18 protein-coding genes and 1 pseudogene are annotated in these 26,888 nt (G+C 73.7%); 10 read left to right on the top strand and 9 right to left on the bottom strand.

Going from position 1 to position 26,888, the window contains the following annotated elements; genetic code table 11:
• Both FF36_RS28130 and FF36_RS36185 read right to left on the bottom strand, forming a co-directional pair.
• On the bottom strand, positions 1-388 hold a 388-nt coding region (locus FF36_RS28130; protein ID WP_044888224.1), incomplete at its 3' end, for a TCP-1/cpn60 chaperonin family protein.
• Between the two features lie 179 nt (positions 389-567).
• Positions 568-792 (bottom strand): hypothetical protein, encoded by a 225-nt coding sequence (locus tag FF36_RS36185; RefSeq protein WP_173667250.1) that lies wholly within the window; start codon positions 790-792, stop codon positions 568-570.
• A gap of 45 nt (positions 793-837) precedes the next feature.
• On the opposite strand from FF36_RS36185, the gene FF36_RS28125 reads away from it, so the two are divergent.
• Complete coding sequence (locus FF36_RS28125) at positions 838-1,770, top strand: cation diffusion facilitator family transporter (RefSeq protein ID WP_242422949.1); 933 nt, start codon at positions 838-840, stop codon at positions 1,768-1,770.
• A 17-nt stretch (positions 1,771-1,787) separates the two neighbouring features.
• On the opposite strand, the gene FF36_RS28120 is transcribed toward FF36_RS28125, so the two are convergent.
• From FF36_RS28120 to FF36_RS28110, 3 genes are all read right to left on the bottom strand, one after another.
• Positions 1,788-2,231 (bottom strand): hypothetical protein, encoded by a 444-nt coding sequence (locus FF36_RS28120; RefSeq protein WP_063897454.1) that lies wholly within the window; start codon positions 2,229-2,231, stop codon positions 1,788-1,790.
• A 137-nt stretch (positions 2,232-2,368) separates the two neighbouring features.
• A complete protein-coding gene (locus FF36_RS28115) occupies positions 2,369-2,836 on the bottom strand; it encodes a universal stress protein (RefSeq protein ID WP_044888222.1) in 468 nt (155 codons plus the stop codon).
• 106 nt (positions 2,837-2,942) lie between these two features.
• Positions 2,943-3,812: an SAM-dependent methyltransferase gene (locus tag FF36_RS28110; protein WP_199865534.1), complete on the bottom strand. Its 870-nt coding sequence runs from the start codon at positions 3,810-3,812 to the stop codon at positions 2,943-2,945.
• A gap of 428 nt (positions 3,813-4,240) precedes the next feature.
• On the opposite strand from FF36_RS28110, the gene FF36_RS28105 reads away from it, so the two are divergent.
• Both FF36_RS28105 and FF36_RS28100 read left to right on the top strand, forming a co-directional pair.
• The gene (locus FF36_RS28105) at positions 4,241-5,293 is read left to right on the top strand and encodes a hypothetical protein (protein ID WP_044888227.1); all 1,053 of its coding nucleotides are present in this window, start codon (positions 4,241-4,243) and stop codon (positions 5,291-5,293) included.
• 168 nt (positions 5,294-5,461) lie between these two features.
• Positions 5,462-6,100, top strand: a complete 639-nt coding sequence (locus FF36_RS28100; protein ID WP_199865533.1) for a TetR family transcriptional regulator — start codon at positions 5,462-5,464, stop codon at positions 6,098-6,100.
• Here FF36_RS28100 and FF36_RS28095 read toward each other — a convergent pair.
• Positions 6,068-7,249 carry an epoxide hydrolase family protein gene (locus FF36_RS28095; protein WP_044888220.1) on the bottom strand — a complete coding sequence of 394 codons (1,182 nt, stop codon included), beginning with the start codon at positions 7,247-7,249 and terminating at the stop codon, positions 6,068-6,070. The two genes, FF36_RS28100 and FF36_RS28095, sit on opposite strands and share 33 nt — an antisense overlap.
• A gap of 474 nt (positions 7,250-7,723) precedes the next feature.
• Between FF36_RS28095 and FF36_RS28090 the strand changes: the two genes are divergently transcribed.
• The 3 genes from FF36_RS28090 to FF36_RS28080 all read left to right on the top strand — a co-directional run bounded on the left by FF36_RS28090 (position 7,724) and on the right by FF36_RS28080 (position 10,617).
• Positions 7,724-8,875, top strand: a complete 1,152-nt coding sequence (locus tag FF36_RS28090) for a phosphotransferase family protein (RefSeq protein ID WP_044888219.1) — start codon at positions 7,724-7,726, stop codon at positions 8,873-8,875.
• A gap of 135 nt (positions 8,876-9,010) precedes the next feature.
• Complete coding sequence (locus FF36_RS28085; RefSeq protein WP_236705665.1) at positions 9,011-10,159, top strand: thiolase C-terminal domain-containing protein; 1,149 nt, start codon at positions 9,011-9,013, stop codon at positions 10,157-10,159.
• Complete coding sequence (locus FF36_RS28080; RefSeq protein WP_044888218.1) at positions 10,156-10,617, top strand: Zn-ribbon domain-containing OB-fold protein; 462 nt, start codon at positions 10,156-10,158, stop codon at positions 10,615-10,617. Before FF36_RS28085 ends, FF36_RS28080 begins: the two co-directional genes overlap by 4 nt.
• A gap of 1,318 nt (positions 10,618-11,935) precedes the next feature.
• Here FF36_RS28080 and FF36_RS28070 read toward each other — a convergent pair.
• The 3 genes from FF36_RS28070 to FF36_RS28060 form a co-directional block, all read right to left on the bottom strand.
• Positions 11,936-17,803, bottom strand: coding sequence for a hypothetical protein (locus FF36_RS28070; RefSeq protein ID WP_044888216.1), 5,868 nt, complete (start codon positions 17,801-17,803; stop codon positions 11,936-11,938).
• Positions 17,800-19,977: a CHAT domain-containing protein gene (locus FF36_RS28065; RefSeq protein ID WP_044888215.1), complete on the bottom strand. Its 2,178-nt coding sequence runs from the start codon at positions 19,975-19,977 to the stop codon at positions 17,800-17,802. Before FF36_RS28065 ends, FF36_RS28070 begins: the two co-directional genes overlap by 4 nt.
• Before the next feature lie 694 nt (positions 19,978-20,671).
• Positions 20,672-22,234, bottom strand: a complete 1,563-nt coding sequence (locus tag FF36_RS28060; RefSeq protein ID WP_044888214.1) for a hypothetical protein — start codon at positions 22,232-22,234, stop codon at positions 20,672-20,674.
• 161 nt (positions 22,235-22,395) lie between these two features.
• On the opposite strand from FF36_RS28060, the gene FF36_RS28055 reads away from it, so the two are divergent.
• The 4 genes and pseudogenes from FF36_RS28055 to FF36_RS28035 form a co-directional block, all read left to right on the top strand.
• On the top strand, positions 22,396-23,334 hold the full coding sequence (locus FF36_RS28055; protein ID WP_044888213.1) for an NADP-dependent oxidoreductase: 939 nt from the start codon (positions 22,396-22,398) through the stop codon (positions 23,332-23,334).
• A gap of 1,152 nt (positions 23,335-24,486) precedes the next feature.
• Positions 24,487-25,041: a hypothetical protein gene (locus FF36_RS28050; RefSeq protein ID WP_206778488.1), complete on the top strand. Its 555-nt coding sequence runs from the start codon at positions 24,487-24,489 to the stop codon at positions 25,039-25,041.
• Between the two features lie 705 nt (positions 25,042-25,746).
• Positions 25,747-26,523, top strand: a complete 777-nt coding sequence (locus FF36_RS28040; RefSeq protein WP_063870326.1) for an ABC transporter ATP-binding protein — start codon at positions 25,747-25,749, stop codon at positions 26,521-26,523.
• Positions 26,524-26,636: 113 nt separating this feature from the next.
• Positions 26,637-26,888: pseudogene (locus FF36_RS28035) on the top strand (ABC transporter permease); the annotation flags it as partial.

The raw sequence follows: 26,888 nt of genomic DNA, 5'->3' as shown, positions 1-26,888 counted from the left end.
GCTCCTCGGAGACCCGCTCGACCGCGACCTCGATGCCCTTCTTCAGGCCCAGCGGGTTCGCGCCGGCGGCCACGTTGCGCAGACCCTCCCGCACCAGCGCCTGAGCCAGGATCGTCGCGGTCGTGGTGCCGTCACCCGCGACGTCGTTGGTCTTCTTCGCGACTTCCTTGACGAGCTCCGCACCGATCTTCTCGTACGGATCCTCGAGCTCGATCTCCTTGGCGATGCTCACACCGTCGTTGGTGATCGTGGGAACGCCCCACTTCTTCTCCAGAACGACGTTGCGACCCTTCGGACCGAGCGTGACCTTGACCGCATCGGCCAGCTGGTTCATGCCGCGCTCCAGGCCGCGCCGAGCCTCCTCATCGAAGGCAATGATCTTTGACATGGGGATAAATCCTCCTGAGGCTCATGCCTGCGGGGAGGAGTGCCGGCCGCCAGCGGGGCCAAGCAACGAAAACGATGGGCCACGTCGTGGCCCAGGCACCCGTCGCGCCAGAGGTTGGCACTCGACCTTACCGAGTGCTAATCCCTGTATAGCCCTCGGCGTCTCGGAAAGCAACGTCGCTACCACACCGCGAGGTCGTTCCACCGCTCAGGGTTGACCCGCCACGGCGGCCGGTGCGATGAGGTGGCAGGTGCGACAGTGCCGCGTTGATCGTTTGCGGTTACGGTACGGGCATGGAATCCGGTCTTGGCCATGACCACGGCGGGCATCGCCACGACCACGGCGGACACCGCCACGATCACGAGCGCCGGAGTGGACACGAGCGCCGGGACGGACACGAGCATGGCGCGATCGGGCGGTGGGCACGGCTTCGCGACGGCATCTCGGACGTGGTCGGTGGACACAGCCATGACAGCGCCGACCAGATCGACGATGCGCTGGAGGCGGACGCCGCCGGCCGGCGCGCTCTGCTGATCAGCCTGGCCGGTCTCGGTGCGACCGCAGGCCTGCAGGCCGTGGTGGTGGCGCTGTCCGGGTCGGTCGCGCTGCTCGGCGACACCCTGCACAACGTCGCCGACGCGCTGACCGCCGTGCCGTTGCTCATCGCGTTCGCCGTCGCACGCCGTCCGGCCACGGCCCGGTTCACCTACGGTTTCGGCCGCGCCGAGGATCTCGCCGGCCTCGCCGTCCTCGCGATGATCACGCTGTCGTGCGCGCTCGCCACCTGGGCATCGATCTACCGTCTGGTCCACCCCGAGCACGTCGACCATCTGGGGGCGGTCGCCGCGGCCGCGGTCGTCGGCTTCGTCGGCAACGAGATCGTGGCCCGCTACCGCATCCGCGTCGGTCACCAGATCGGTTCCGCCGCGCTCGTCGCCGACGGGCTGCACGCCCGCACGGACGGCTTCACCAGCCTCGCGGTCCTGTTCGGTGCCGCCGGGGTCGCCGCGGGGTGGCGCTGGGCCGACCCCGTGGTCGGCCTGGCGATCACCGCGGCGATCCTCGGGGTCCTGCGGTCCGCCGTCCGGGTCGTCGGCGCCCGGCTCATGGACGCCGTCGACCCGGACGTGGTCACCGAGGCGACCGACACCCTGCTGCACACCGAGGGCGTCGAGGCCGTCCGCGAGCTGCGCCTGCGCTGGATCGGGCACACCCTGCGCGCCGAGGCCGACATCACCGTCGACCCCGACCTCACCCTGGCCGCCGCCCATGACGTCGCCCACGCCGCCGAGGCGCACCTGCTGCGCCACATCCGCCGCCTGTCCGCAGCCACGATCCACACCAGCCCCGCCCGCCACCACCCCACGGCCGCCACCGCGTGAGTCCCAAGGACGTTCGTTCAGCAGGAGTCAGGGTTGGCAGGGCCGCGGGGGGGTGAAACGGGCGGCGACGGACCAGCATGGGTCTCCATGCCGAACCACTCGGACGCCAGGCGGCGGGAGTCGTGGTCACCGAGCCATTGCAAGGCGTAGGTCTCACCGACGAACCGGAAGCACCCCGCGTCCCAGTCGTCGAGCTCGTCGGCCAGGTCGTCCGGCGCCACGAAGGTGTCCGTGAACGGTAGGCCCGACTGTGGCAGGGACAGAAACAGCAGTGCCCCATGGCGGCCCTCGGACCAGCGGCGCCACCACAGAGCGCCGCCCGTCTGCGTCCGATAGACCTCGGGAAGGACGAGCAGCAACCCGACTTCGTCCTGGGCAAGCCAGATCCGCGCCACCCGATGCCTGAACCGTTCCAGCCTCGGGTCAGCCGGGATCGGCTCGCGCCGCGGGCGCCACGGCACGGTCAGCCGAACCTCCTCTCCGGAAGACCCACATCGTGCCCCAGTATCTTCCGCACCGGAGGCCTGGAAGGGGGTTCCGCCGAACCGCGCCAAGGGACTCACACCAACCATCCCCTGATCACCACCGGATACGCGCCCTAGTCATCGACGTCTGTGGGGACCACCAGGACGGGCCGGCGAGTCCAGTGGAGCGTCCGGTGGGAGACCGAGCCGGTGAGCAGCCGTTCCAGGGCGACGCTGACGCCGCCGTGACGGGTGCCGATGACGATCGCGTAGGCATCGACACTGTCGGCAACGGCAAGCAGCTCGGTCGCGGGATCGCCGGCCCGGACGTGGAACCGCCAGTGCACGGGGGTCGCCGCGAGCGTGCGGTCCGCCAGCGCGCGGGTCACCCTGGTCTGGGCGTCCTCCTCGGCTCTGAGGAACTGCTCGCACGCGTGCCGACCGGGCACGGTGGAGACCATCGTGCGGATCTGCGCAGGGCTGAGGGGCTGGACGTGGACGACGTCGAGCTCGGCGTCCAGCCGCGCGGCGAGGTCGGCCGCCGAGCCGAGCGCGGCGGGAGCGGCATCCCCGGTGTCGACCCCGACCACGACGTGCTGCATACCTACAGGGTTTCCCCCAGCGGTGTGGCTCAGGCCCCCGCGGCTCCATCAATCGCCACCGAGCGCCATGGAGTGCCTCCGAGCGCCGTCGAAGTCCGCGGGGAGGCTACGGCTTCCGGGCGATTCCGCCGTACACGCTGACCTGGGCGTCGGTGAGGCCGGGCGGGTCGGGGGCGGCCGGGCGCCAGCGGTGGACCAGCTCGACGCCCGGATCGATCAGCTCCAGCCCGCCGAACAGACCTTCGACCTCGGTGCGGCTGCGCAGCCGCACGGTGATCCCCTGTTTCTCGTAGGCGACGGCGAGGTCCTGCGTGGCCGGGTCGTGGTCGGCGGTGCCGTTGGTGAGGATCAGGTAACTGCCCGACGGCAGCGCGTCGACGAGACTGCGGATGATGCCATGCGGATCGTCCGAGTCCGGAACGAAGTGGAACACCGCGATCATCGACAGGGCGACGGGCTGGCTCAGATCGAGGGTCTCGCGCAGCTCGGGAGCGGCCAGGATGCTCTGTGGGTCGTGGAGATCGGCGTCGAGGTAGGCGGTCCGGCCCTGGGGGGTACTGGCCAGCAGCGCGCGGGCGTGGGCCAGGACGATCGGATCATTGTCCGTGTAGACGACCCGCGCCTGTGGGGTGACGGCCTGGGCGATCTCGTGCACGTTCGGGCTGGTGGGGATGCCGGTGCCGACGTCGAGGAACTGCCGGATCCCGGCCTCGCCGGCGAGGTGGCGGATCGCCCGCACCATGAACGCGCGGTTCTGCCGGGCCGCGAGGGAGGCGTTCGGGAAGGCGGCGCTCGCCTGCTCCGCAGCCACCCGGTCGGCGGGGAAGTTGTCCTTCCCGCCGAGGAAGTAGTCGTAGATGCGGGCCGTATGCGGCTGGTCCGTCTTCAGATCGATCGACGGATGCTCCTCGGCCAGGGACCTCCACCACGGCCCGACCTCGGACTCCCCGCCACCCTCGTCCGGTTCCACCGTCACCAGCCCAGCCCTCCCGAATCGGGATGATCCTCGCGAATCACCCTAGCTTCAACGGGTTACGCCCGCATCCGAGGTCGGGCGGGATCCACGTCGGAGGTCTCAGCGGTCCCATGCGCTCCCAGGCGCTCCCAGCGGCCCGGGGGGCACATCGGCGGCCCAACCGGTGACGGACATCTGTCATGGTGCCATCCCGTTGTGTGATCGCCAGCCCCGAAACCGGCACGGAAGTGCCACCGGAGCACGACAACGAGTCAGCCGGGTCGACCCGCGCGCCGGTCGACCTCACCCGAGGTCCCAGGGCTCGCACGAACGGAATCTGGCAGTCTTCTGCCAGAATTCGCAGGACTCCGCTGCGGCGAACGGATAGCGTGCGGACGCGTGGCCACCACACCTCCGTCGGCGCCCCGCGCTTCCACCCGAGGTTCCCGATGAGCACCCTGCGCGGCGAGCCGCGCGTCGCCGATCTGTCCGCCGATCTGTCCGCCGGCCTGCCGCCGGAGCGCGAGCAGGTCGTCGCGTCCTGCCCACCCGTGCCGGCCTGGACCGAGAACCTGTTGTTCACCCCCTACGACCCGACCCACAACATCGGCATGTGGCTGCATCTGGGCACCGTGGCCGACGCCTGGGAGCTGTGGGAGGACCGCGCGCTCGTCACGTTGCCGGACGGCGAGGGCGTGCTGTCGATGTGGGCGTACCACCGCACCGATCCGGCCCGCCGCCCGGCCGGTGCCAACCTGCGCTTCGAGTGCCTGCAGCCGTTCCGGCGCTGGCGGGTCACCTTCGACGGCTTCTGCCTGCGCACGCCGCAGGAGAGCATGCGCACCGGCCTCGTCCGCGACGGCGAGAAGGTCCGCCTGCAGCTCGACCTGGAGATCGAGTGCGCGACACCCGTCTGGGACGCGCACACCGCGGCCGCGGCGGCGACCGGCCGCGGCGGCATGGACCAGCAGCAGTGGGCGAAGGAGCACTACGAGCAGCTCTACCGGGCCCGCGGCACGGTGCGGTGGGGCCGGCGCGAGGTCGCCTTCGACGGCACCGGCTGGCGCGACCACTCCCGCGGCCCCCGCGGGGACGACTCGGTCAACGGCTGGGGCGGGCACGTCATCGCCGGCTGCCTGTTCCCGGGCAGCGGCCGCGCGTTCGGGCTGTCCCGCTACTGGTCGACCAATGGGACGGTGACGCTGGAGGGCGGCTACGTCGTCGAGGCCGGCGCACTGACACATGTCCGGGTGGTCGACGTGCCCCGGCTCGACGGGCTGGTCGCCAGCGGGGAGGTGCTGCCCTTCGGCCTCGCCTGGCAGGATCGGCGCCTGGAGCTGACCGCCACCACCCGGACCGGGCTGTGGACCACGTTTGCCGGCGGCCTTCCCTACGGCGTTGCCTCCCCCGGGCGGGCGTACGCTATCAACTGGGCGTCCTGCGACTGGGACGGCGACGTGGGCTACGTCTACGTCGAGCGTTCGGACCTGCGGGCCGGCTAGCCCGCCTGCGCGCCGGGCTCCGCGGCCGGGGTGGTGAACGCCGGGCCGGCGGCCACAGGGCAGGCCAGCCCGCCGCTTGCCGGGCATCAGGTCGTCGCCGGTAGCAGGTCGCCGCCTGGTAGAGGTCGCCGCCTGGTAGAGGTCGTCGGAGACGAGGGGGGACGCCCGGTGGACGGCACGCCGGTGCGCGGTAGCGCGCAGCCGGTGCGGGCCCGCCCCGCGGCATGGTCCGAGCACAAGGCCCGGGTTCGGCAGGCGCTCGTCGACGCCGCGCTGGAACTGTTCGCCGAGCAGGGCTACGAGTCCACCTCCACCGAGCAGGTCGCCGCGCGCGCCGGCGTCTCCGCCCGTACCTTCTTCCGCTACTTCGCGACGAAGGAGTCCGTGCTCTTCTTCGGCGAGGACGACTACATCCGTTCCTTCGTCGGCGTGTACCTGGCCCAGCCGGAGTCGCTGAGCGAGTTCCAGGCGATGCGGGCTGCCTTCGTCACGCTCGCGCCCGGCGTGGCCCGCCTGCGGGAGCGGATCAGGCTCTACCACGTCGCCGTCGCCTCGTCGTTCCTGCTGCGCGGCAAGGAACACGACAACCAGCAGGGCAATCGGGCGCTCGTCGCCCGGGCGGTCGCCACGCGGCGCGGCCTCGCGCAGCCCGACGAAAGCTGCGAGCTGCTGGCCGCGATCGGGATCCTGGCCGAACAGCGCGCGATGCAGCGTTGGCTGCAGGGTGCACCGTCCCGCAGCCTCGGGTCCTACGTCACCGCCGAGTTCGCGACGCTAGCCGATCTCATGGGCCCCGTCGCGCAGTAAGCGGAAGAACGCTCGGACGTCCTCGGCGAACAGCTCCGGTTGCTCCAGGGCGGCGAAGTGACCGCCGCGCGGCAGTTCGCTCCAGTAGCGCAGGTCGTAGTGCGCCTCGACGCAGCGCCGGGGCGGCGTCACGATCTCCCGCGGGAAGACCGCGACCCCGGTCGGCACGGTGACCGGCCGGTCCGGGGGGCCGAACAGGCCGGCCCGCATCGACTCGCGGTAGAGGCGCACCGACGAACCGATCGTGCCGGTGACCCAGTAGGTGGTGATGTTGGTGAGCAGATCGTCGCGGCTGATCGCCTTCTCCACGTCGCCGTCGCAGTCGCTCCACGCCCGGAACTTCTCGACGATCCAGCCGGCCAGGCCCGCGGGCGAATCGGCCAGGCCGTGGGCCAGCGTCTGCGGCTTGGTGCCCTGGATGGCCTGATAGCCGGTCTCGGTCTGGGTGAACCGCACGACCCTCTCCAGCGCGGCGCGCTCGGCGGCGCTCAGCGCCGCCATCATGGCCTCGTCGGGCGGCGGCGCCAGGACCAGGTTGAGATGGATGGCCAGCAGCCGGTCCGGATGGTGCGCGCCCAGGAGGCTGGCGGCGATCCCACCCCAGTCGCCGCCTTGGGCGGCGAAACGCGGATAGCCCAGTCGGGCCATCAGCTCGACGAGTGCGTCGGCCACCCGACGGATGTGCCAGCCACCCTCGCGGGTCGGCCCGGACCAGCCGTATCCCGGCAGGGACGGGCAGACCACGTGGAACGCCTCGGCCGGGTCGCCGCCGTAGGCCGGCGGGTCCGCCAACCGGTCGATGACGTCGAGGAACTCGATGACCGATCCGGGCCAGCCGTGGATGAGCAGCAGCGGAACGGCGCCGGGATGCGGCGACCGGGCGTGAATGGCATGGATGGGCGTCCCGTCGACCGTGGTCAGAACGTGCGGCCACCGATTGATCCGGGCCTCGGCGGCCCGCCAGTCGAAACCGTCTCCCCAGTATTCACACAGGTCCCGCAGGTAGGCCAGATCGGTGCCGTACTCCCAGCCCGTCCCGGGAATCTGATCGGTCCAGCGGGTGCGCCGCAACCGGTCACCCAGATCGTCGAGAACGGCCTGATCCGTGCGGACCGTGAACGGCTGCGGCGAGGAATCGACCGGCGGCATCGCGGCGCACCTCCTGTTTCCCCAATACTGACCGACAGGCACCACTGGCCAGCCGTGAAGGCGTGCCGGATCACCACCCGTCGATCTCTTTCTGGCATTTGACTGCCATGGTCGACGAGAGGACCGGACTCGGACTGACCAGACTATGGATCATCCCAACCCGTCGCGCAAGGGTTCGGATCAGCAGCCCTCTGCCGAGGTCAGGGCCGGGTAACCCGAGCCCCGACGCATCGACGATCAGGCATTGACTCTGACAGTTCACTGCCATACAGTGCGTCGGCATCATCGCCGACCGTCGGGTCCGCCGCGATCCCGCCGCCCGCCGGTCGGCGCAGGTGATGACCGTTCCCGCGACCAGTCGAACGGCGGACGTTCCGCGTCCGGCGCGACATCCGCGGGCGCCGGTGGCTCCTTTGTGGTGCTCGGCGAGAAATCCCGCCGGGCACGTATTCGTCCCGCCGCGAGGAGGACACGTTGCCGGAGTTGACGAACGCCAGCTACATCGAATCCGGGCTGCCGACCCGGGACCGTCAGCGCGATCCGGAAAAGACGCGGCAGGCGCTGGAGTCCTGGTTTTCGACGGCCCTGCCGCACCGGTCCGATCTGCACGTCACCGAGGTGACGCTACCCAGGACCGCCGGGGTGGCCAACGAGACGTTGCTGTGCGAGACGAGCTGGACCGAGGCCGGGGTGGCCCGCTCGGCGGGCTACGTCGTGCGGGTCAACTCCCCCGACTTCCTCTACAAGGACGCCGACCTCACCGTCCACGCCGAGATGTACCGGGTGCTGGGCCGCGAGCCGGGCATTCCGGTCCCCGCGGTCGTCGGCCTGGAGACGGACACCGGCGTCCTCGGCGAGGCCTTCTTCGTCATGGAACGCGTCGAGGGTCGCGTGCCCGGGGACACCCCGCCGTTCCACACCACCGGCTGGGTGCACGACCTGGTCCCCAGCGAGCGCGCCGTGCTGTGGCGCAATGCGGTCGAGGTCATGGCCCGACTGCACCAGGTCGATCCGGCGAAGGTGGCGTTCCTCGACCGTCCGCACCTCGGCCCCGACGGCCTGCGGCAGGATCTCGCGCACTGGTTCGACGTGGCGGCCTGGGTGGCACGGGGGCGCGTCGATCCGGTGATCGCCGCGGCCGAGCGGTGGCTGCGCGCGCACCTCCCCCCCACCGGCATCACCGCCCTGGCCTGGGGCGACTCCCGGCTGCCGAACCTGATGTTCAGCGGGCTCGACGTGGCGGCGGTGTTCGACTGGGACATGGTGTGCCTGGCCGGCGCCGAATCGGACCTCGCCTGGTGGACGGTCATGGACTACAGCAGCACGGAGTCGGTCGGCGTCGAGCGATTACCGGGCATCGGCAGCCCGGCGCAGACCGTGCGCCGATGGCAGGAGCTCGTCGGCCGCGACGCCGCGAATCTGGACTTCCACCTCGTCTACGCGTCGTACCGGCTGGCGGTGATCCTGCGGCGACTGGGCGACCTGTACGGGGCGACGGGTGCGATGGCGCCGGAGACGATCGAGGAGCTGCGCAGCAACAACTTCGGGCAGCAGTACCTCGTTCAGATCCTCGACCTTCCCCACCCGCACTCGATCACGATGACCTGGCCGGGCCTGGAGATCTGAGCCCAGCGCGGCGACACCAGGGCTGGACCCCGCCGGCACACGCGGCTACGATTCTGGCAGTCCAATGTCAGAAACTCGCGGCGAGGCAGCGGCCTCGGCGTTGCGTCGGGACGCGGGAACGCGGCGGGAGGGACAGTGAGTCGTTCATTAGGGGGCGCGGCCGTCGTCGGGATCGGGCGGTCGCCGTTCGTGCGCTCCTCGGGGCGCACCACGCTGTCGATGGCCGCGCAGGCCGCCCGGGAGGCGCTCGCCGACTGTGGGCTCACCGCCGCGGACGTCGACGGCTTCACCTGTTACTCGACGGGCGACAGCGCCGGCCCGAGTCAGGTCGCCCACGCCATCGGGGTCGACGACCTCGGGTGGAGCCTGAGCGTCCTGGGCGGCGGCAACATCGTCACCTCGACCGTCGCGGGGGCCGCCGCAGCGGTGCTGACCGGCCAGGCGGAGGTGGTCGTCGTCTACCGGGTGCTCGGCTCGCAGACCCGGTACGGCCGGGCGCTGGAACGGGTCGAGGTCGACGGCGAGGGGCAGTTCGCGGGGCCGCACGGCTACCTCGTGCCGCCCCAGTGGTTCGCGATGTTCTGCCGTCGCCACCAGTACGAGTACGGATCCACCGCGGCGGACCTGGGCGCCATCGCGGTGCAGGAACGCGACCACGCGGTGCGCAACCCGCACGCGGTGGCCCGCTCCCCCATCACCCTCGACGACTACCTGAACAGCCGGTGGATCAGCGAGCCGTTCCGGCTGTTCGACTGCTGTTACGAGATCGACGGCGCGGTGGCGATCGTGGTGACCAGCGCCGAGCGGGCCGCGGACCTGCCGCACCGTCCCGTCCACCTGCTCGGCGCGGCCGACAGCAATCGCTTCGGCGGCTCGGTCGACCAGTGGGACGACCTGAGCTGCATGTACTCCCGGGACACCGCGCCCCGGCTGTGGTCGCGCACCGGCCTGCGCCCCGCCGACATCGACGTCGCCTGCATGTACGACTGCTTCACGTTCACCGTGATGGCGACCTTCGAGGACTTCGGGTTCTGCGCCAAGGGCGAGGTCGGCGACTACTTCCGGGCCGGCCGGGCCACCTACGGCGGCGACGTCGTCGTCAACCCGCACGGCGGCCTGCTGTCCGAGGGCTACATCCACGGCCTGAACCACCATTACGAGGCGGTCCTGCAACTGCGCGGGGACGCCGGGGACCGCCAGGTGAGCGGCGCCGAGACGGCGCTGGTCACCTCCGGGGCGGGCCCCTTCGGTGGCGCCCTCGTCTACGGAACGGCGGCGGCATGACCACGACGCACGAGGAGCGCCCGAGCGTGGGGGCCGATCCGCTCAGCCTTCCGCCGCAGCCGGTGCCGGACGCGGTGACCGCGCCCTTCTGGGCGGCCCTGGCCGAGGGCCGGCTGGCCATGTGCCGCTGCGAGCACTGCGGGCTGTGGCTGCAACCACCGCTCGAACGGTGCCGGCGGTGCGCGGGGCCGACCCGGTTCACCGACGTCGCCGGCACCGGCGCCGTCTACTCGTTCATCGTCCAGCACCGGGCGACCGTGCCCGGCTATCTCGACAACCTGCCCTACGTGGTGGCTCTCGTCGAACTCGACGAGCAGGCCGGCCTGCGCCTGCCCGCCCGGATCGTCGGCATCGACCCCGCGGAGGTGCGCTGCGGCCTGCGGGTGCGGGCGGAGTTCACCGAGCTGCCCGGCGGGGACTTCACCGTCGCCGTCTTCCGCCCGGTGGACGGCCCCTGACCACGGGCGGCCCGGCTCATCACGCCGATTCCGGCACCGGGCCGCGGGATTTCCGCCCACGGTAGGCTGCGCGATGTGGCGGGGGGATTGTGGGNACGGATAAAAAGCGGCTTCGCCGCGGACGCCGAGCATGTGACGACGTGTTTTCTACCCGCGCCGGGATCGGCGCCGATCTGGCCGGCGCAGGGCTATCTGCGGCTGTGGCTCGCCGAAGGTTTCCTCGCGAAGGCACGGAGCTGGGAAAACGACCGCTTTCCGGTGCTGCATGCCGGCGCGTCGCTGACGTTCGGCGCCGGCGCGCCGGTTGCGTTCACGACGTTCTCGCGGCCGGCCGCCGCCTGGGCGGTGCCCGGCGACCAGCTTGATTTCCCCATCACCCCGCTGCTGCCGTTCAACGGCGGCACCGTGGAGATCGAGGCGGCGGTCTACCAGGCGACCCAGACGGGTCCGCTGGGCACGGCCGCCTCGTTCGTCGCCGGTTTCGCCGAGCTGCTCGGGCCGCCCCTGGCGACCGCGGCGTCGGTGGCGAACGCGATCTCCACCGGCCTGGACTCGCTGATCGGCGCGGCCGGCGACAAACCGGTCCTCGGCGTCCACTACGCGATGATCAGCCCAGGTGGCGGCGGCCAGCCGGTGCAGGCGGGCCACCTCGCGGTCGTGAACGCCCCGCCGGGCTCGCTGCCCGGTGAGCTCACGATCGGCGCCGACGGCCGCCTCGCCGTCCGCGGCGGGCCAGGCGGTTCCGGCGGGCCAGGCGGTTCCGGCGGGCCAGGCGGTTCCGGCGGGCCAGGCGGTTCCGGCGGGCCAGGCGGTTCCGGCGGCGGGGAGCGGCGGCTGACCGGGGTCGACTACCTGGTCGTGCGGGTCGAGACCCGCGCCGAGCATGACGTCTGGCTGTCGCCGGCGATGACGGCGCTGATCGCCCAGGCCCGGCTGGCGCGGACACACGGGCGGGCGGGGGCGTTCGCCGACCACCGCGCCGAGGCCGTCACCCTGGCCTGGACGTCCGCCGACTACGTCGAGTCCGACCGCCCCCGGATCGCCGCCGCGATCGCCGCCGCCCTGGACGCCGGCCCCGAGCAGGCCGCCTTCGGCGACCCGGACGCCACCGTCGCCGACGAGGTCATCGCCCTGCTGCCCGCCCGCGACGACCCCGCCCTCGCCGCCCTCACCCTCGCCGACCTGCTCGCCGTCTGACGGCGCCGGCCCGACCCGGCGGAAGGGGAGCCGGCGCCATCCCCTGATCCGAGTCGCGGAATGCCACTCGCAGGGTGCCACTCGCAGGATGCCGATCGCGGGATGCCGATCGCGGGTGCCCTCAGCGCAGGAACAGCAGGACGTCATCGCCGGGGCGGGAATCGTCGGTGGCAATGGCGATCGAGACGCCCGGGCCGATCCGGGACGCCGCGGACCCACCTGGATCGTCGGAGGTGACGGCGTCGCCGGGGGTGGCAGCGTCGTTGGGGGTGACGGCGTCGCCGGCGGCCGCCTCGTAGATCAGGTCCTTGACCCGACGGGCCGCGAAGGCCGGTGCCAGGAGCCGGCCGTCGCGGCCGAGCCTGCCCTGCAGCGCGAGGTCGACCGTCTCGCGCACGGCCGCGCCGACCGCGGCCGCGAGCTCGTCGGGCAGCGGCGGAATCACGAGCACCGCCGAGGTCCCCGCGTCGAGCGCGGCGATGGCCAGGTCGACGAAGCCGGCCCGGTCCTCGCCCAGCGGCGCCGCCGCGCCGTCCACCGGGTCGGCCTGCAGCACGGTGAGAGGGATGCCGGCGACATCGAGATCCTCGATCCCCACCAGCGTCTCGTCACCTGCCGCGGACAGGCCGGCTCCGTCGTCGTCGCTCACCCGCAGCCGCAGCCCGGACATGGTGTGCACCGGGGTACCGATCGCCTGCGCGATGACGGTCGAGGCGGGTCCAGCATCGTCGGGCCGCAGATGGCGCGGGCCGCGGAAGGCACCCACCGACGTCGGCAGGCTGGGCCGGCCGGCAGCCGACCGAAGGCTTCCCGACCCGAAGCGCGCGAAGACGAGCGTGCGGGCGGACTGCGGCGGCGCGGCCGCGGCGAGCCGCCGCTCCCAGTCCACACCCCGCGCCTCGTCCTCGACCACGAGCGGGATCAGCCACAGACTTCGCCGCTCCCGGGCACGCCAGCGACGCCGGCGCACGAACGTCGCCCGCTGCCCGTCGAACCGCCACAACGGCCGGGCGGGCAGGACGCGGTCGATCAGCGGCCGCGGCCGGCCCGACCAGGACGACCAGAGCCAGGCCGGAACTGTGGTGACGAGGAACTTCGTCTGGCGTGGGGGCACGGGAATGGCCGTGTAACGGCCTTCCCGGACCTCGATCGGCGCGTCGACCCGCAGGCGGAGGCGATCCGGCGCAGCGGGGCCGTCGTTGCGGCGCCGACGCCCACCCGAACGGCGGCGCCCCGGGCGCAGCGACACACGCATTGCCGAGAGCCTGCCGGGAGCCCGAGCGGATATCGTCGCCACCGACGCCAGTGCGAGCAGGATGCCGGGGATCAGCAGGGCGGGCAGCACCACGTCCCCGTCCCACCATGAGGTGCCCTCGCCCGTCCGGACCGTGTGCCCGGACCGCGAGAACACGACGATCAGTCCCGTCACGGCCACGACCAGCAGCACCGCCGCGACCGCCCCGACCACGATGCGCGCCCGTCGCCGGGGACTACGGCTCGCCACCGCCGATTCGGACGGCCGTAGCGGAATGGCCGACCTGTCGGGCTCGAGATCCTCGAGATCGACCATGTCGACCGCGTCGTTCCCGTCGACCGCGTCGTCCCCGTCGACCGCGTCAACCGCGTCGTCACGGACGGCAGCGGCGACCGGGTCGCGCCAAGGGAGCGGCTGCACCACGGTCGCGGACAGTTCGAGCGGCAGGGACAGTCGAAACGCATCCCCCGAGCCGGCCGTGGGTCGGCGCTCCCACCGGGCCGGCCCCGGAGTCAACCCAGCCTGCACCGGCTCGAAGCGTTCGAACCAACCCGGCCAGGCGACCAGCCGCGAGGGGACCGTCTGCGGGGCGCTTGCCAGCCCAGCACGCTGGCGCAGACGGGCGCCGAGCACGGCCGCGGCCTGGGCGCCGAACTCGTCGCCGGTGTCCCGCAGCCAGTCCGCCACGGAACGCGGCTCAAGATCGGACGGACGTTCCAGTAGCGCGACGGCGTGCGCGGGCAGCCGCGGGCCGAGGACCTCGGCGACCGCCATCGCCGCGCGGGCGCCGGCCAGCGGCGGCAGCGCGGACAGCGCCCGGGCGACCGGGTCGCCGACCGTAGGCGGCTGGCGGGTGCGCTGGGGCGAGGACGGCGGGCCTTGCGAGTCCCGGACCAACGCGGCACCGCATAGCCGCGTCTGCGGGTCGGTGAGCCGGTCAAGCTCCCGGCGGACTTCGTCGGTCAACCCGGCCGCTCCGAAGCCCAGCGTCCCCCACTCGATGCGATCCACGACGCTCGTGCCCGAGGGTAGACCCGGTTCGTCGACCGACGGCGGAGCAGCCAAGACGACGGGCGAACCCGACCGCGCCCGGCGCGTCAACGACTCGTGGTCCTGGCAGCGCCACCAGGCGTGCCAGCTACCCGCCTCCGCGGGACTGTCCGGCAGTTGCCCATTGACCAGGGCCAGCACCAGCCACGCCTCGGCCCGCACTGATACGGAACCCGCCCGCGCGAGCTGGCGGATCGACGGGCTGAACTCGGTGGTCCGGTAACGGCGGCACAGCGCCAGCAGAGCCAACTCGCACTGCTCGACGGCGGCGAGGTCGTCGCCCTCCGCCCGGGCCGCCTCGCGATACTCTGCGATGATCTCGGCGGCCCGGTGCGGCTCGTCGAGCAGCGCCCACGCGTCGGCGACCTCGACCGCGAGCGGGCGGATCTGACGATGCAGCCAGCTCGTCGGGTGCCGCCCGGCCACGTACCCGAGACGGTCGTCGAAGCGTTCGAGCGTGCCGCGAGGGATCACCCGATGCTCGAGGGTCAGGTGGACGGCCGCGGCGACGCGCCGCTCAGCATCGATGTCCCCGGTGCGCCCGAGGATCTCGGCCAGCCAGTGGGCAGGCAGGTCGGGCGGCTCGGCCGGTGGAACCCCGCGGGCGCGCAGCAGCAGCACGGCGAGATGGGCGCGGTCGACGAGGCCGGGAGGGGCCGCCCAGTCGGCCCACTGCCGGGCGGCTGCGGGCTCGAACCGCTCGATCGCCGCGAGCAGTCCGTCCGGCGACCCGCCAGCGGTGGCGGACAGGCGTAACGTCAGGATGGTCTCGACCAGTTCGGTGACAAGCTCGACCGTGGGATCGCCCGCTTCCGGTGCGCTGCGCGCAGCGCCGAGCAGTGCCCCGACAGCCGGATCGCCGGGGCCGGCGTGGCCGGTGCCGAACCGGTCCCAGTTCCCCACCGGGCCGACGTCGGGCAGCTCGCCTTCCGCGACCGCTTCCGCAGCCGCGAGCAGTGACCCGACCGGAACGGCGTCGAGGGCGTCCACGACAAACCCACCGGGAGACTCGCGGGGATCGGTGGACCGGGTCGCCCGGCTGTCTGCGGGCCGGGCGAGGATCGCGGCGGTGGTCGTCACTGCGGTCGTGTCGATCGGCGAGGACGCGCTCCCGGCAGTCAACAGCCCGAGCACGGCCCTGGCTCGCAGGACGCGTCCCTGCTCGGCGAAGGGGTGGCGGGGTGCCTGGTCGAGCACCCCGGCCCAGAGGGCCCGGGACCCGGTGCGCTGCCCCGTGTGGATGCGTGCAGCGGCCTGGGTGGCGAGGACCGCTGCCAGGATCGTCGGGTTGGACGGGCTCGGGGCCGGCGCGTCAGAAGGGCGCGGCGTCGGGGATGGCGCGGGGCCGTCGGCGCGCAGGCGTTCGACGGCGGCGGCACGCACGCAGACCTGGCCGGCCCAGCCCCATTCGCCGGACGCGACGATACGCTCCTCCAGGGCGGCCCAGAAGAGACCGGCGTCCGCGACCGGTAGCAGCCGCACCGCGGTCTCGACGGCCTCGGCGGTGACCGCCGCCAGCGGGCCGGCGGTGACCAGGGCGGCCGCGTCCCGGCCGAGCCCGGCACGGTCGAGCGGGTAGCGGTCGGGCTCGGCGGCGACGGCGACCCGGATGCGGTCGCGCAGGTGCTCGTCGACCTCGATCACCAGCGGTTCGCCCCGGGAACCCAGCGCGCGGACGTGGGTCCACTCCTGAGCGGCGAGGCCGTCGAACGCGGCCTGCGGGTCGAGGCCGGCCCGGCGCAATGCGGGGCTGATCATGCCGAGGTCGAAGCGGCCGAGCTCGGCGGCGATGGCGAGGGCGCCGCGGGCGTTGTCGTCGGCGAGGCGGGCGATGATGCGCCGTTCCACCAGCGGGTCACCGGCGGCACGCAGCACGGCCGGGTCGAGGTCGGGCTCGCGGGCGATCCACTCCCGGTAGGCGGCGAGCTCGAACGGGTTGTAACGGACCTCGCCCGCCGGCGTGGGAGGCATCCGGGCCCGTTCCAGTAGCGCGGCGCGCAACGCGCTCCCGCGCCGGCGACCGGGCAGGACGGTTGCCTGGGAGGGCAGGACGGTTGCCTGGGAGGTCGAGTCCAGGTTCATGTCGTCGAGTCCGGCGTCCGGCTCGGAGCGCGGCGCGTCGAGGTAGCGGTGGGCCTCGACCGCGGTGAAACCGGCGACCGGGACCACCCGGACGTACTCGCGGGCCAGCAGGACGGGTCCGCCGGCACGTTGCCTCTCGTCGGGCGGGAGGACGAGCGGGCGGCGACCGGCGAGGACGACCCGGACGCCAGGGAGTTCGGCGTGCAGGCGTTCCAGCAGGTCGAAGGTGCGGTCGATGGCGGGGGCCGCGGTGCCCGGGGCGTAGAGCTTGGCGAGTTCCTCGCAGGTGTCGAGCACGAGGACGACGCGCGGCCGGCCCAGTTCTCGCAGCACCCGGGCGAACGCGCGGACGACTTCGTCGAACAGCGCCCGGATCGTCTGCGCGGCGGCGGCCCGCAGCGCGCCCGCGGTCGACCGGACCGGGCCGTGGTCCGGGTAGACCGCCGAACCATAGACCTGCTCCGCGGCCCGATCTGCGGCCTGCTCGGCGGGCGAGGGGTCGGGGCCGGCGCGGCCGAGCTGCTCGTGCAGTGCGTTCGCCGCGTCGCGGAAGCGCCGGTACGAGTGGTACCAGCCGCGGCTGGGTCCGTAGCCGGCGAGCTCGTCGGCGAGGGCGAGCAGCACCTCCGCGGGCCGCTGCTCGGGGTAGCGAGGATCGAGATGGTCGAAGTCGACGCGCGCGACGGGGAACGACGCGAGGCCCCGCGCGGCCGCGTACGCGCCCGAGGCGAGGTAGCGCAGCACCATCGTCTTGCCGATGCCACCGGTGCCGAGCAGGTGGACCGCCCACTGCGTGCCCGGCCCGTCCTCGGCGAGCAGCTCGCCGAGCGCGTCCTCGGCTTCGGCCCGGTTCTGGTAATCGCGCAGGTATTCGGCGTCCTGGGCGTCGCGGTGGGCGCGGTCGAGCCGCCAGCCGGCGCGGCGGGCCGCCTCGGCGAGCGTGCCCCCGCAGACCGCGCCGATCGTCCGCGCCGCGGCCACGAGGCGGGTTGCGGCGGCCAGCCCCGCGGCCGGGTCGACGCGGGCACCGGCCGGGCGGGCGGGTGCGGCGACGGTGACGAGACCGTCGACCCGCTGGAACAGGCTGGACCCGGAGCGGTCGCGGCGGTGCTGGACGGCGACCTCCAGCCAGGGCGCGAACTCGCGGGCGAGCTCTCCCGCGGACGCCTCGGTCGCCGCCGCGATGACGTCGCTGAGCGCGTCGACCTCAGCGTCGACGTCGAGACCGAGGCCGCGCAGGTGGCGGCCGACCTCGTCGCGCCGGGAGGCTCGCAGCCAGAACACCTGGCGGATCGTCCGGCGTGGGCCGAGGGCACGCCGCCGCTCGATCAGGCCGGCCTCGTCGAGCTGCGCGAGCAGCGCCGCCAGCTCGTCGGCGGCCACGAGGCCGAACAGGGTGGCGGTGGCGTCCGTCCACTCGGGCACCAGCGCCAACCGGCACAGCCGGGTCGACTCGAACGCTGTCAGGGTCGCCGCGCGCGCCCGCGCGAGCAGTGCGCCGACGTCGGGCGGCCCGCTCTCGGTGGGATCGCCGTCATGGCCGGTCGCCCCGGCGGGGCGACCGGGCAACGGGGATGGCGGAGGCGGCGACGACGACCTCACCGGAACTGCTCCTCGTAGGCGCGCATGGCTCCCTCGTCGTCGGCGGCGACGAAGGTTTCGAGGGTCGTGAGAATCTCGGCGAGCAGGTACAGGTCCTTGCGGACAGCGGTGGGTATGCCGTTCAAGTGAGCGAGGCTTTCTTCGATTTTCACCCGTGACGCGTTCCGCGCGGCCGTGTAGACGAATGGATACCGCCGTTGCCACGGGTGGAGGAGCACCCACTGATAGCCCAGTATGGCGCTCGCCCGAGGCATCGGGGCCAGCTCCGGAAAGACGAAGCCGGGCTGCCCGGCCTGCCCGTCCCGGAACTGCTTGAGAAAAATTCCCTCCTCCGCCAGCAGGGAGGCGGTGACGACCACGGGGATCGGCCGGTCCGGGCTACCCAGCCCGTCGCGGCGGATCATCGCCAGCAGCGGCCGTAGCGCGCCGACCCACCGATGCACCTCGTCACCGAGCACGACCACCCGCGTCGTCGCGCCGAACGGCTCGCCGGCGGCCGCGGCCGCGTCGGCGAGCGCGCCCAGGTCTCGGGCGAGGCGGTGACGCAGCCCGGGTCCGCGCAGCGGGGCCGTCCCGGCGGCGAACTCCGCGACCGCATCGTTGAGCAGGTCGAACCGTTCCTCGACGTTGACGCCGAGGAACGCCTGCGGGCTGACGGTGGCCGCGAGCCGCGAGTCCGGATCGGCGTCGAGGACGGTCAGCGGCGGCGGATCGATGCCCAGCACCTCGGCGATCATGATTGCCTTCTCGAGCACCTGGCTGACGACCGCACGCAGGTCCGTCGGCGCAGCGCCGTCACCGAAGGGCCCGACGAGCAGCGGCAGATGCCCCGTCCGCAGCAGGCGCAGCCCGACCTCACGCAGCAGCCGGCTGCCGCCCAGGCCGCTGATCGGGCCCTCGGCCACCACGGCGACGAACCCGGGGCAGGTTTCGGCTGCCGGGGCGGCCAACGCCTCGGTCGCGGCGAGCACCGTGTCGTGACCGATGAACACCGGCGCCTGGCGCAGCCCCAGGCTCTCGGCGGCCCGGCGCAGCCCGAGCACCGGCGCCGGGTCGACCACCCGCAGGTCCGGGGGCACGTTCTCGGCGAGGACGAGGGTCGGCATCGCCCAGTCGAGGTACCGGCTCGGTGGGTCACCCCGCAGCAGCGCCGCGCGCCGGCCAGCCGCGGCCGCGTCGACCACCGACGCGCCCTGCTGCACCGCCCGCACGAACCGGCGGGTGAACATCCGGCTCGCCTGCTCGCTGACCTCACCGGACATCGCGACGACGATCGGCACGCCACGCAGGGCGAGCTCGGCCGCGAGCGACCGCCCGGCGGCCCGAGCCGCGTCCGGAAGCGCGTCGGTGATTCCAGCCGGCCCGTCGCCGGGACCGCCCGCGTCCTGGCCGCCCGCGTCCTGGCCGGCGGGGCGGGCGCTGCCGCAGGCGCTCAGGATGACCGCCACCGGCATCCCCGCCGGGCCGCGCAGCGCGAGCGCCAGGGTCTCGCCGTCGACGAAGCGGAACCCGTCCGGTTCGCCGGAGTCAGCGACGCGCAGGACCCCGCGGTGCTCGTCAACGTCGCCGTGCGCGACCAGGTGGACGACGTCCGGCGCGAACCGCGCACACGCCTCGCCGAGGTCGGCGAGCGTCGCGTTCGTCATCGCCCGCGAGACGCACAGGCCCTCCGCCTCGAAGGCGCGCATCAGGCCCATGAACATCGCCCCCGGGCGGATCACCGCGTCATCGAGGGCGGAGCCGGCGACGAACAGCACCCTCGGCACCCGCCGGATCGTCACCGGGGCCGGGGTCGCCGCGGGCACCACCCGGGTGACGGCGACGAGCGCCCGGGGATGCCCGGCGAGCGGCGCCTCCCCGTCGTGCATCGCCTCCCACACCAGGCCGGCCAGCGCCGTGTCGTCCGCCGGCCAGCGCAACGCGAGCTCCACCCCCCGGGCGGCGCGCACGGCGGGCGCGGCGAGCAGGCGTTGCCACACCGGCGCGAGCAGGCACTCGAACAGCCACCGGCCGTAGAGCTCGGCGTCGCCGTCGCGCAGGTCCCGGCCGGCGATCCGGGCCAGCAGGCCGGAGATCTCGCCCTGGTCGCCGGCGCACACCGCCGCCAGTGCCGGGTCCGCCCCGTCCGGTCCGGACGGCGGGCCCGCACCGAGCGCGGACCGTGGCGGGGGCATCCAGCCGCCCGAACGGTCGGGGTGACCCGCAAGGTGGACGTGACCGGGACGAGGATCCTGGTGCGCGCCCGCCCTCGGCCCCCTCTCCCGGCCCCGCCACGGAGCCGGACGAGACGGCACGGGCCCAGGCCGCGGCCCCGCGGCGAGCTGCGACCCCGAAACGACACCGACGCCGGGCAACGGATCCCACGCGGCGGCCCCATCGGGCGCGATGGCCCCGTCGGCCTCATCGGGCGTGGCGGTCCCGTCGGCCCCGCCGGGCACGGCGGTCCCGTCGGGCGTAGCGGTCCCGTCGGGCGTAGCGGTCCCGCCGGGCGTAGCGGGCACGGCGGGCGTAGCGGGCACGGCGGGCGTAGCGGGCACGGCGGGCACGGGCAGCGCAGGCGGACCCGGTGGTTCCACCCCCCGCCAGGCAGGCACCCGCCGCGGCAGCCCGTCGACGTCGGTGACCACCACTGCGGCCATCTCGTACCGCGCGGTGATCCCCGCGCCCCGCACGTGCACGGTCCAACCGTCCCCACGGTCCTCGACGTCGACGAGGACCCGGGGGATTCTCACCGCGCCCCGGCCAGGGGTGAGGGTTCCAGGGCCGTCACGCACGCACCTCCGACCGGGAATCCGCCGTCCGCCGGGGTCCCGGGCGGCGCGGCGGATCCCCCGTCCGTCAGTTCACCCCGCCGGAATCCCGTCATCGTCAACGAACCTTCATCTCGGCCTCGACGGACAGGGCCTCGCCGCGGGCGAGCAACCACGTGGTCAGACGGATGGCGAGGGCGGCCACGTCGCCGGGCGGGGGCGGGGCGGCGAGGACCCCCGGTTCGCCGCAGGTGCGCAGCAACGCGGCGAGCCGGCGGTGCAGGGCGTCGAGTTGCCCGTCGGCGGCGACGAGGTGCCCGTCGGCGGCCAGGAGGTGCCCGGCGGCGGCGGCGAGGTGCGCGGCGACGCCGGCCTGCACGGCCAGGCGCGCGGCTGGGCGGGACTGGCGGGCGTGCGGGCTGATCGACACCGGGTCGCTGCGCAGGGCCCTCGTCCAGCTCGCGATCCGGCCACCGGGGTCGAACCAGGCCGGGTCGTTGCCGGCGGCAGCGAGCAGCGTGGTGGCGCCGATCGGCAGGGCGAGCAGGGCGTCGGCGGCGGCGGGCACGACGGCCAGGTGCCGGCGGAGCTCGGCCGCGGCCGGCGCGGCGGCGTCCGTGCCCGCCGCCAGCCATGCCTCGGCATCGGCGACCGCCGTCAGCACGCCCATGGGCTTGCCAGCCGGCGGTGCGGGGGCGGCCGGAGCCGAGACGGCCATGGGGGCGGGCTGGTGTGCGGCCGGGTGCTCGCCGCGGACGCGGCGGACGAGTTCGCCGAGCAGCGCGCGGCGGACCAGCGGCGGCGGGTACGGGTGGCCGGGTGGGGACAGCCCGGCCAGGCGGGCGGGCGCGGCGTGTTCGAGCTCGTCGACCGCCCACGCCGCCGCGTCGGCGATCATGACGGCGGAGAAGGCGTCGGCGAAGAGCTCCGCCTGCCAGCCCGACCACCGGGCGGCGAGCTCCGCGTCGCCGCCCGAGGCTGCGCGCACCGCGTGGTCCAGCGCGGCGCGGGTCAGGTCGGGCAGGCCCGGCACCAGGTCCCGCTGGACGTGGTGGCCGGTCTCGTGGGCCGCCGGGGCCAGCCACCACGCCTGGCGCGTGGCCCATTCCGGCAGGGCGATCGCCGGGATCGGCAGCTCGCGCAGCAGGGCGCGGACGGCCTCGTCCACCGCGTCGGTGCGGGCCGGCGGACGCAGCGACGCCGGCACGCTCGACCGGGTGACGGCGAAGGCGTTGAAACGCGGGTCGACGTAGGCGAGCGGCCCGGTCGGCGCGGGCCGCCCCATCGCCGCGAACGGCTGCGACCAGCACGAGCGGACGAGTTCGTCGGCGGCCAGCAGAATCGGGCCCAGCCGCTCGTCGAGCCGCTGGTCATATCGTTCGCGATACCAGTCGAACGTGCGCCGCACGACGGTCAGCATCGTCTCCACCGACCGGCAGCCGTCGTAGCGCGCGCCACTGTCGCCCAGCTCCCGCAGGGAAACGACCCGGCCGGCCAGGGCGGCGAGCATCCCGCCCAGCACCCCGTCGAGTATCCGGAAATGATTTCCAAAGCGGAGGAACCGGTCATCTCCGCGGCGGACGTCCAGCCATCCGGAGATATCCCGCTGCGCCTGCAGCACCGCTCCCGCGGTCCGGTCGATCCGGAGCCGCGACCGATCGGAGCCGAGATCCACCCCCATGTCGGCAAGAGTACCGAGTCGACCATAATGCGTCCTGCCTGGGCTGTTCATCCGCCCCCTTCGGCGGCAGAATGCGTCGACCCGACTGCGCCGCCGCACGCGGGTCGTCCGCGCACATTCCAGGCGCGGCGAGGGGGAGGGCGGCGTTAGTGTCATCTGTCATGAGAGCCGTGGGAGTGGTCGAGTTCGGCGGGCCGGAGGCCCTGCGCATCGTGGACGTGCCCGAGCGGCATGCCGGGCCGGGCGAGGTCCGGATCCGGTCCGCCGCCGCCACCGTGAGTCCAACGGACACCTTCACCCGCAGCGGTGACCGGGCGAAATGGCTGTCGAAATGGGCGCCGCCCTACGTGCCGGGGATGGACGTCGCCGGCGTCCTCGACGAGATCGGCGAGGGGGTGTCGACGGATCTCGCGATCGGCGACCACGTGATGGCGATCGTCGTTCCCGCCGCGTCGAACGGCGGTTACGCCGAGCAGGTGGTGGTGCCGGCCGAGTCCGTCGCGCGGGTCCCCGCGGGCGTCGGCGACGTGGCCGCGTCGACGCTGCCGATGAACGGGCTCACCGCGCGGCTGGCGCTCGACCTGCTGGGCCTCACTCCCGGCCAGACGCTGGCGGTGACGGGAGCGGCCGGCTGCTTCGGCGGCTACACCGTCCAGCTCGCCAAGGCCGACGGGCTGCGGGTCGTCGCCGACGCCTCCGAGGCGGACACCGAGCTAGTGCGGGGGCTCGGCGCCGACATCGTGGTGCGCCGCGGCGACGACGTCGCGCAGCGGATCCGGGCGGCGGTACCCGGTGGGGTGGACGGGCTGGCGGACGGTTCGATCCAGAACGACGCCCTGCTCGGCGCGATCCGCGACGGCGGCGGGTTCGCCGCCGTCCGCCCGTTCCAGGGCGAGACCGAGCGTGGCATCACGGTTCACCAGGTGTGGGTGCGTTCCTACGCGCGCGAGCAGGCCAAGCTCGACCGGCTGCGCCAGCTCGTCGAGGAGGGCGCCCTCACCCTGCGGGTGGCGAAGGCCATTCCGGCCGAGCAGGCCGCCGAGGCCCATCGCCTCCTGGAGAAGGGCGGCGTCCGCGGCCGGCTCGTGCTGACCTGGTGAACCTCCGGGTCCGGCGCGAAACCGCCGGACCCGTCCAGCCTGCCCGCCGACTCTCTTTCTTTCGCTCTACTCGGGATGGCGCCCTACTCGGGGATGGCGCCGAACCGCCGGATGACGCCGAGCTGCCGTGACGGCGATTCAGCGCCCCGGAAGTGGCCGTCCTTTCGAGGTAAGGTTTCGGCAAGCCACGCCACCGGCGGTCGGGCGCCGCAGGTGGGGCGTCGGCGGCGGGCCGTCGAGGGCGGGCGCGGAGGTCAGACACGTTCCGGCGGGCGGTCACCGGAACGACGGCAGGGGCGGTTTTCCCAATATCACACCGGTCGGACTACAGCCCAACCGCCACCCACGCCGGAATCTTCCGACAGTCAAGCCACATTGATATCCACTGCCCACGCACAACGGCAGCGGCACAGGTAGTCAATTCTCGCCCGACAACAAAACAGACCATCTTTGATCAATGCCAATTGCGCGGAACTTTCGTAGGCTGGATATGCGCAGGCAGGCATCAGCATTGCCGCCACAGGTAGACGGAGCTGGTCGGCGATCCTCGCCACTCGCGGCGAGAGAACCCCGACGGCGGTCGGCCCGGCAACGACGGTGTGTAATCACCCGCCGGACACGGCGTTCCTGTCTCCGGCGAAGACCGAAGCCGCCGATCAGGCGCAACGAATATGCGTGCGGCCGCAACGGCTCGTTGCACTCTGTCCCAGATACGCCCAGCACGGTGTGATGTGTCCACCGGCGGACGCGCAGCCCGCTTCCCAGCTACCGAGGCGAGGAGGACACCTGATGATGTCAACGGGATCCTCCTCCTGGGATGTCGGATTCCGCCGAGGGTGGCTGCCCCGCCCGCACTCGATCACCCACTGCGATGGGCGGATCGCCGCGCGGGTCTTCATGGGCGGTGAGGCACACCGGGAGAGGGCCACGGGCACCGCACGCACCGGTCCTCTCCCGGACCCTGCCCGCACGCCGGGCACCAGCACCGAGCGCACACACCGGGTCTGCGTACGCCGGTCCTCCACCGGCACGGGCCCGACCACCACATCTCCCACCCCCACAGCGGGCTCCCGATGGGCCGCGTGCGGCCCCCGGTGGACCGTTGCCGCGGGCGGACTGGCCAGGACGGGAGACGAACCCATGGACGGGCGGGTGGGCCAGGGCGACTGTACGGGCAGGACCGCGGGGGAACCGCCGCTGCGTTGGCGGCGGCCGGCCTGCGCCCCCGGGCTGAAGTTCGCCAGCCAGCATACGGACGTGGTCGTCCGGTACCGCTACGCCGGGCGGATCCGCGAGGTCCGGATTCCCGTCGCGCTGTGGGCGCCGTTTGTCCACGACGTCCGCACCGGCGTGTTCGACCGGTTGACCCCACACGACGGGCCCCTCGGCTGGACCTCCTGGGGAGCCGGCAGCGGCCAGGTCGCCCGCGGCCTGCCGGACGAGGTGATCGTCCGATTCCGCCATCTCGGGACCATGCGGGAGAACCGGCTGCCGCAGACGATCTGGGACCAGATCCTGGTGGCCGTCCGCGCCCACGCCATCGATGACCTGGACGCCGGCGTGGACGATGCAGCCACCGACCGGCGCCCGACCGGCTTCCGCACGGTGCACGGCAGCGCCCTGCCGCTGGTCCGCCAGCGCGAGGGCGGCTCCGAACGGTTCCGCGGCACGCAACCGCGTCCCCACCACAGCCACCCCGCCCGCTAGCCGGGCCCGCCGCGGTCCGCGGAGGGCGGACCGCGGCGGGCTCGCACGACGGCCGCGCGGGCCGGACCAACGCCGGTCCCACCGCGTCGGACCTGCGGGCTGCCCGCCGCACCCCTCACGGCGGGCAGCCCGCCAGATCCCCGCGCCGGAGGCACCACCCCCACCGGAACGGCTCACCCACCAGACCCGCCTCCCCCGCAGGACCCGCCTCACCCACCAGACCCGCCTCCCCCGCAGGACCGGCCGCCCACCACCGGATCGGCCGCCCCTCAGACTGGCTGCCCGCCGACATCCCAGCGCCGGCGTCCGACCCCCCGGAACCCCCACCGGCGAGCGGGTCCGCCATGGCGCCCACCGGCGGGCAGCCACCCTTTCCCTCACCCCGACGACCCTCGCCCCCCGACAGCCCCCGCCCTGACCATCCCCGTCCGCCGACCACTCCCCCACCGGTGGCGGCCGCCGCATCACCCCCATCCGCCAGGGGCGCCGGCGGATGCGCGGCGCCGCCGCCGGACCACCATCCACCGGGGTCCGCCGTGCCCGACGGCGGGCCCCGGTGGATGCCACCGCATTCGTGGGGCGTTGCCCGGCGGCGCGCGCAATCCGGCCGCCGGCCGGTTCCCCCGACGCCGTGCCGGCCGCGCCGATACTGGCTCGAGCCCGGCGCGACCGGAGCCCGGGGATCGCGACGACAGGGGGCCGAGCGTGGCGTTGCCCGGCGGCCCGGCGGATCGGGAAACCGGGTCGGCCGACGAGACCGGGACGGCCGAGGCGGTGCGCATCGACCTGGTCGGCGTCGGAAAGCGGTACGACGGCGCGGCGACCGGCGTCACGGCGCTCGCGGACGTCACCCTGCGGGTCGGCGCCCGCGGCCTGCTGGTGATCCTCGGGCCGTCGGGCTGCGGCAAGACGACGCTGCTCAACCTGATCGGCACGTTGGACACCCCCACCACCGGGACGGTGCGGCTCGACGGCGTCGATGTCACCCGCGCGTCCCGGCGGACTCGGCGGGAGGTCCGCCGCCGGGCGGTCAGCTTCGTGTTCCAGTCGTTCAACCTGTTCCCGGCGCTCACCGCGCGGGAGAACGTCCGCTTCGGCGCGGACGTCGCCGGGCGGGACCGAGCCGGCGAGGTCACCGACGAGGTGCTGGCCGGGGTGGGACTCGCCGAGCGCGCTGCACACTTCCCCCACCAGCTCTCCGGCGGGGAGCAGCAGCGGGTGGCGATCGCCCGCGCCATCGCCACCGGCAACCCGATCCTGCTGGCCGACGAGCCGACCGGCGAGTTGGACGTCACCACCGGCGTGCGCATCCTGGAGCTGCTGCGCGACCAGTCCGCCCAGGGCCGGACCGTTCTCGTCGTCACCCACAACCGGGAGATCGCCCGGATTGCGGACCGGGTGATCGAACTGTCCGGCGGGCGCATCGTCCACGACGGCCCGCCGCCCGGCGGCCAGGTGCCGGTCGCGGAGCTGCGCTGGTGACCGGGTACGCGCTGGTGACCGGGTACGCGCTGGTGACCGGGTACGCGCTGGTGACCGGGTACGCGCTGGTGACCGGGTACGCGCTGGTGACCGGGTAGTCGGGCGGCGGACGGATGGCATCGACGGGGCTGTGGTGGCGCTGGTCGCTGCGCGAGCTGCGTCAGCGCCTGCTGCTCGTGGTCGCGATCGCCGTGATGATCGGCCTCGGCACGGGGCTCTACGCCGGTCTGACCAGCTCCTCGCACTGGCGGCGGCAGTCCTACGACGCCAGCTACGCCCGGCTGAACGTGCACGATCTGCGGGTCGCCGTCGGGGCCGGGGCCACGGTGGCGCAGGGGCGGCTCGCGGCGGTGGTCCGGTCGCTG

The sequence above is a fragment of the Frankia torreyi genome (assembly GCF_000948395.1).
In the GTDB taxonomy this organism is placed as follows: Bacteria; Actinomycetota; Actinomycetes; order Frankiales; family Frankiaceae; genus Frankia; species Frankia torreyi.
The sequence above is the reverse complement of the archived record's forward strand: the minus strand, read 5'-3'. Positions and strand labels throughout refer to the sequence as shown.

Coding starts and splice junctions, on each gene's coding strand:
- FF36_RS36185 (WP_173667250.1), bottom strand. CDS start 792: ATGCTCGTGTCCGTCCCGGCGCTCGTGTCCACTCCGGCGCTCGTGATC.
- FF36_RS28115 (WP_044888222.1), bottom strand. CDS start 2,836: ATGCAGCACGTCGTGGTCGGGGTCGACACCGGGGATGCCGCTCCCGCC.
- FF36_RS28105 (WP_044888227.1), top strand. CDS start 4,241: ATGAGCACCCTGCGCGGCGAGCCGCGCGTCGCCGATCTGTCCGCCGAT.
- FF36_RS28095 (WP_044888220.1), bottom strand. CDS start 7,249: ATGCCGCCGGTCGATTCCTCGCCGCAGCCGTTCACGGTCCGCACGGAT.
- FF36_RS28080 (WP_044888218.1), top strand. CDS start 10,156: ATGACCACGACGCACGAGGAGCGCCCGAGCGTGGGGGCCGATCCGCTC.
- FF36_RS28065 (WP_044888215.1), bottom strand. CDS start 19,977: ATGCCCCCGCCACGGTCCGCGCTCGGTGCGGGCCCGCCGTCCGGACCG.
- FF36_RS28060 (WP_044888214.1), bottom strand. CDS start 22,234: ATGGGGGTGGATCTCGGCTCCGATCGGTCGCGGCTCCGGATCGACCGG.
- FF36_RS28055 (WP_044888213.1), top strand. CDS start 22,396: ATGAGAGCCGTGGGAGTGGTCGAGTTCGGCGGGCCGGAGGCCCTGCGC.